This is a genomic window from Methylophilus sp. VKM B-3414, assembly GCF_032248435.1.
Lineage (GTDB): Bacteria > Pseudomonadota > Gammaproteobacteria > Burkholderiales > Methylophilaceae > Methylophilus > Methylophilus glucosoxydans.
This window is the reverse complement of the sequence record NZ_JAVTLI010000015.1, coordinates 1-5,448: the sequence shown is the minus strand read 5'-3', so window position 1 is coordinate 5,448 and position 5,448 is coordinate 1. Positions and strand designations below refer to the sequence as shown.

The 5,448-nt window shown below is 48.7% G+C and carries 2 tRNA genes and 2 rRNA genes; all 4 read right to left on the bottom strand.

The annotated features are described in order from the left end of the window. Window positions 1-253: 253 nt before the first annotated feature. Window positions 254-3,136 (bottom strand): 23S ribosomal RNA (locus tag Q9292_RS14315). Between the two features lie 378 nt (window positions 3,137-3,514). After that, a tRNA-Ala gene (locus Q9292_RS14310) sits at window positions 3,515-3,590 on the bottom strand. 9 nt (window positions 3,591-3,599) lie between these two features. Beyond that, window positions 3,600-3,676: transfer RNA gene (locus Q9292_RS14305), tRNA-Ile, on the bottom strand. Between the two features lie 87 nt (window positions 3,677-3,763). Further along, window positions 3,764-5,302, bottom strand: a 16S ribosomal RNA gene (locus Q9292_RS14300). The 16S and 23S rRNA genes sit together here with 2 tRNA genes alongside, the layout of an rRNA operon. Window positions 5,303-5,448: the final 146 nt, after the last annotated feature.

The window sequence follows — 5,448 nt, the reverse complement described above, 5'->3', positions numbered from 1 at the left end:
TCACGGCCCTGTTCGAGATGGGAAGGGGTGGTTCCAAACTGCTATTGTCCCCAAACATAACTGGTAATGTTATGCATGGTGCTGATATGAATCAGCCTGCTTTAACAAATTGGAAGAAGTAAAGGATTTTGCTTTTTCAAGCATCAATGGGCAGGGTATGAAACAACTTGTGTTTCTTATTTCTAGATGATTGCCAAATCATATTGCTTTGAACTACACCTGGCTTAGATTTTGGTCTAAGTTTTAAGGTTATAGGATCAAGCCTCACGAGCAATTAGTATCAGTTAGCTTAATGCATTACTGCACTTCCACACCTGACCTATCAACGTCCTGGTCTTGAACGACTCTTTAGCTGGCTTAAAGCCAGAGGCAAGTCTCATCTCGAGGCGAGTTTCACGCTTAGATGCTTTCAGCGTTTATCTCTTCCGCACTTAGCTACCCAGCTATACCATTGGCATGATAACTGGTCCACCAGAGGTGCGTCCACTCCGGTCCTCTCGTACTAGGAGCAGGTCCCCTCAAACTTGCAGCGCCCACGGCAGATAGGGACCAAACTGTCTCACGACGTTTTAAACCCAGCTCACGTACCACTTTAAATGGCGAACAGCCATACCCTTGGGACCGGCTACAGCCCCAGGATGTGATGAGCCGACATCGAGGTGCCAAACTCCCCCGTCGATATGAACTCTTGGGAGGAATCAGCCTGTTATCCCCAGAGTACCTTTTATCCGTTGAGCGATGGCCCTTCCATACAGAACCACCGGATCACTATGACCTGCTTTCGCACCTGCTCGACCTGTCCGTCTCGCAGTCAAGCAACCTTTTGCCATTGCACTATCAGTACGATTTCCGACCGTACCTAGGTTACCTTCGCACTCCTCCGTTACTCTTTGGGAGGAGACCGCCCCAGTCAAACTGCCTACCATACACGGTCCCCAGTCCGGATTACGGACCTAGGTTAGAACCTCAACAACATCAGGGTGGTATTTCAAGGATGACTCCACGATATCTGGCGACACCGCTTCATAGTCTCCCACCTATCCTACACAAATCTTGTCAAAGTCCAATGTAAAGCTGCAGTAAAGGTTCATGGGGTCTTTCCGTCTAGCCGCGGGGAGATTGCATCTTCACAAACATTTCAACTTCGCTGAGTCCCGAGAGGAGACAGTGTGGCCATCGTTACGCCATTCGTGCGGGTCGGAACTTACCCGACAAGGAATTTCGCTACCTTAGGACCGTTATAGTTACGGCCGCCGTTTACTGGGACTTCAATCAAGAGCTTGCACCCCATCATTTAATCTTCCAGCACCGGGCAGGCGTCACACCCTATACGTCCACTTTCGTGTTTGCAGAGTGCTGTGTTTTTATTAAACAGTCGCAGCCACCTTTTCACTGCAACCCCATCATGCTTCGTGAGTAAATCACTACACACTACCGGGGCGCACCTTCTCCCGAAGTTACGGTGCTAATTTGCCGAGTTCCTTCTCCCGGGTTCTCTCAAGCGCCTTAGAATTCTCATCCTGCCCACCTGTGTCGGTTTGCGGTACGGTCTTATACAACTGAAGCTTAGTGGCTTTTCTTGGAAGCATGGTATCAATCACTTCGTCTGCAAGCAGACTCGTTATCACGTCTCAGTCTTAGCTCTCCGGATTTGCCTAAAGAACCAACCTACACGCTTGAACCGGGACATCCAACACCCGGCTGACCTAACCTTCTCCGTCCCCACATCGCATTGTATAGAGGTACAGGAATATTAACCTGTTTCCCATCAGCTACGCATCTCTGCCTCACCTTAGGGGCCGACTCACCCTGCGCCGATGAACGTTGCGCAGGAAACCTTGGGCTTTCGGCGAGGGAGCTTTTCACTCCCTTTATCGCTACTCATGTCAGCATTCGCACTTCTGATACCTCCAGCATACCTCACAGTACACCTTCGCAGGCCTACAGAACGCTCTCCTACCATGCCAGTAAACTGGCATCCGAAGCTTCGGTTACGTGCTTAGCCCCGTTACATCTTCCGCGCAGGACGACTCGACCAGTGAGCTATTACGCTTTCTTTAAATGATGGCTGCTTCTAAGCCAACATCCTGGCTGTCTATGCCTTCCCACTTCGTTTTCCACTTAGCACGTCATTTGGGACCTTAGCTGTCGGTCTGGGTTGTTTCCCTCTTGTCCACGGACGTTAGCACCCATGGACTGTCTCCCGTAATTGAACTTCTCAGTATTCGGAGTTTGCAATGGTTTGGTAAGTTCTTATGAACCCCCTAGCCATAACAGTGCTCTACCCCCGAGAGTTATATACGAGGCACTACCTAAATAGTTTTCGGAGAGAACCAGCTATCTCCAAGTTTGTTTAGCCTTTCACCCCTATCCACAGCTCATCCCCAAATTTTTCAACATTTGTGGGTTCGGACCTCCAGTACCTGTTACGGCACCTTCATCCTGGCCATGGATAGATCACTTGGTTTCGGGTCTACACCCAGCGACTAATTCGCCCTATTCGGACTCGATTTCTCTACGCCTCCCCTATCGGTTAAGCTTGCCACTGAATGTAAGTCGCTGACCCATTATACAAAAGGTACGCAGTCACCCCTTACGAGGCTCCCACTGTTTGTATGCATACGGTTTCAGGATCTATTTCACTCCCCTCCCGGGGTTCTTTTCGCCTTTCCCTCACGGTACTGGTTCACTATCGGTCGATATCGAGTATTTAGCCTTGGAGGATGGTCCCCCCATGTTCAGACAGGGTTTCTCGTGCCCCGCCCTACTTGTCGTTACCCTAGTTCCACAAACGGGATTTCGTATACGGGACTATCACCCACTACGGTCGGACTTTCCATTCCGTTCTACTATCGCGTCTGCTAAAAGTAACAGGCTGTTCCATGTTCGCTCGCCACTACTTACGGAATCTCGGTTGATTTCTTTTCCTCTGGGTACTTAGATGTTTCAGTTCTCCAGGTTCGCTTTACTCTTCCTATATATTCAGAAGAGAATGACCTTACGGCCGGGTTTCCCCATTCGGACATCTCCGGATCAAAGCTTATTTGCCAGCTCCCCGAAGCTTTTCGCAGGCTATCACGTCCTTCATCGCCTGATATCGCCAAGGCATCCACCATATGCACTTATTCACTTGACCCTATAACGTTAAAACCTAAACCCTTTTTAAATCTAGATTTCGTCGTGCATGAGACACGCGTTACAGGTAATTCTAAAGCACTATCAAACCTCGTTAGATTCGCTACATTCATGATTACTCATCAATGTCGCTTCTCAACTTGCGTTTAATATTTCTGATTTTGCAATCAATCGATATTATTTCCGGTTAAAAAATAATATCGCCCATTGAATATAAGTTGTCATCACACAACCTATATTCCTTTACTTCTTCCATTTTGTTAAAGAGCAGTCTTAGTCGTTAAACTAACGTTTAAAAACCAGAAGCAAACATTTAATCAAACATCAATTAATAACGCTTGCTTCTAATCTCTAAACCGCAACAAAGATACCAAGTCGTTGGTGGAGGATGACGGGATCGAACCGACGACCCCCTGCTTGCAAAGCAGGTGCTCTCCCAGCTGAGCTAATCCCCCAATATTCGGTGGTGGGTCTGGTTGGGCTCGAACCAACGACCCCCGCCTTATCAAGACGGTGCTCTAACCAGCTGAGCTACAGACCCTAAGGCGGTTTGCCTAAATCTTTGTTGCTGCTTATTTTTAAGATGACCGATAAGAGTGAATGCTTGTAGACAGGTGATCTTCTCTAGAAAGGAGGTGATCCAGCCGCACCTTCCGATACGGCTACCTTGTTACGACTTCACCCCAGTCATGAATACTACCGTGGTAATCGTCCCCCTTGCGGTTAGACTAACTACTTCTGGTAAAACCCACTCCCATGGTGTGACGGGCGGTGTGTACAAGGCCCGGGAACGTATTCACCGCGACATGCTGATCCGCGATTACTAGCGATTCCGACTTCATGCTCTCGAGTTGCAGAGAACAATCCGGACTACGATCGGCTTTCTGAGATTAGCTCCCCCTCGCGGGTTGGCAACTCTCTGTACCGACCATTGTATTACGTGTGAAGCCCTGGCCATAAGGGCCATGAGGACTTGACGTCATCCCCACCTTCCTCCGGTTTGTCACCGGCAGTCCCATTAAAGTGCCCAACTAAATGATGGCAATTAATGGCAAGGGTTGCGCTCGTTGCGGGACTTAACCCAACATCTCACGACACGAGCTGACGACAGCCATGCAGCACCTGTGTCCACTTTCCCTTACGGGCACCTAATGCATCTCTGCTTCGTTAGTGGCATGTCAAGGCCAGGTAAGGTTTTTCGCGTTGCATCGAATTAATCCACATAATCCACCGCTTGTGCGGGCCCCCGTCAATTCCTTTGAGTTTTAATCTTGCGACCGTACTCCCCAGGCGGTCTACTTCACGCGTTAGCTGCGTTACTCATGGATTTTACTCCACCAACAACTAGTAGACATCGTTTAGGGCGTGGACTACCAGGGTATCTAATCCTGTTTGCTCCCCACGCTTTCGTGCATGAGCGTCAATATTATCCCAGGGGGCTGCCTTCGCCATTGGTATTCCTCCACATCTCTACGCATTTCACTGCTACACGTGGAATTCTACCCCCCTCTGACATATTCTAGTCTTGTAGTTTCAAACGCAGTTCCCAAGTTGAGCTCGGGGATTTCACATCTGACTTACAAAACCGCCTGCGCACGCTTTACGCCCAGTAATTCCGATTAACGCTCGCACCCTACGTATTACCGCGGCTGCTGGCACGTAGTTAGCCGGTGCTTCTTATCAAGGTACCGTCAGCCTCACCATTTATTCGATGGTAAGTTTTCTTCCCTTGCGAAAGAGCTTTACAACCCGAAGGCCTTCTTCACTCACGCGGAATGGCTGGATCAGGCTTGCGCCCATTGTCCAAAATTCCCCACTGCTGCCTCCCGTAGGAGTCTGGACCGTGTCTCAGTTCCAGTGTGGCTGGTCGTCCTCTCAGACCAGCTACTGATCGTCGCCTTGGTAGGCCATTACCCCACCAACTAGCTAATCAGATATCGGCCGCTCTTATAACGTAAGGTCCGAAGATCCCCTACTTTCCCCCTCAGGGCGTATGCGGTATTAGCTAATCTTTCGACTAGTTATCCCCCATTACAAGGTACGTTCCGATATATTACTCACCCGTTCGCCACTAATCCCCTTAGCAAGCTAAGGTTCATCGTTCGACTTGCATGTGTAAAGCATTCCGCCAGCGTTCAATCTGAGCCAGGATCAAACTCTTCAGTTTAATTCCTAACTATTACTTTTTACCTCAATTAAGAGGCGGTATTCGATTTCGCTATATCTCAAATTCATTTCAAGGTATGTGTGTAAACTACACTGTACATACTTGTCATAAATCTAAGCGTAAGCATTTGTATTTTCTGAGTTTTA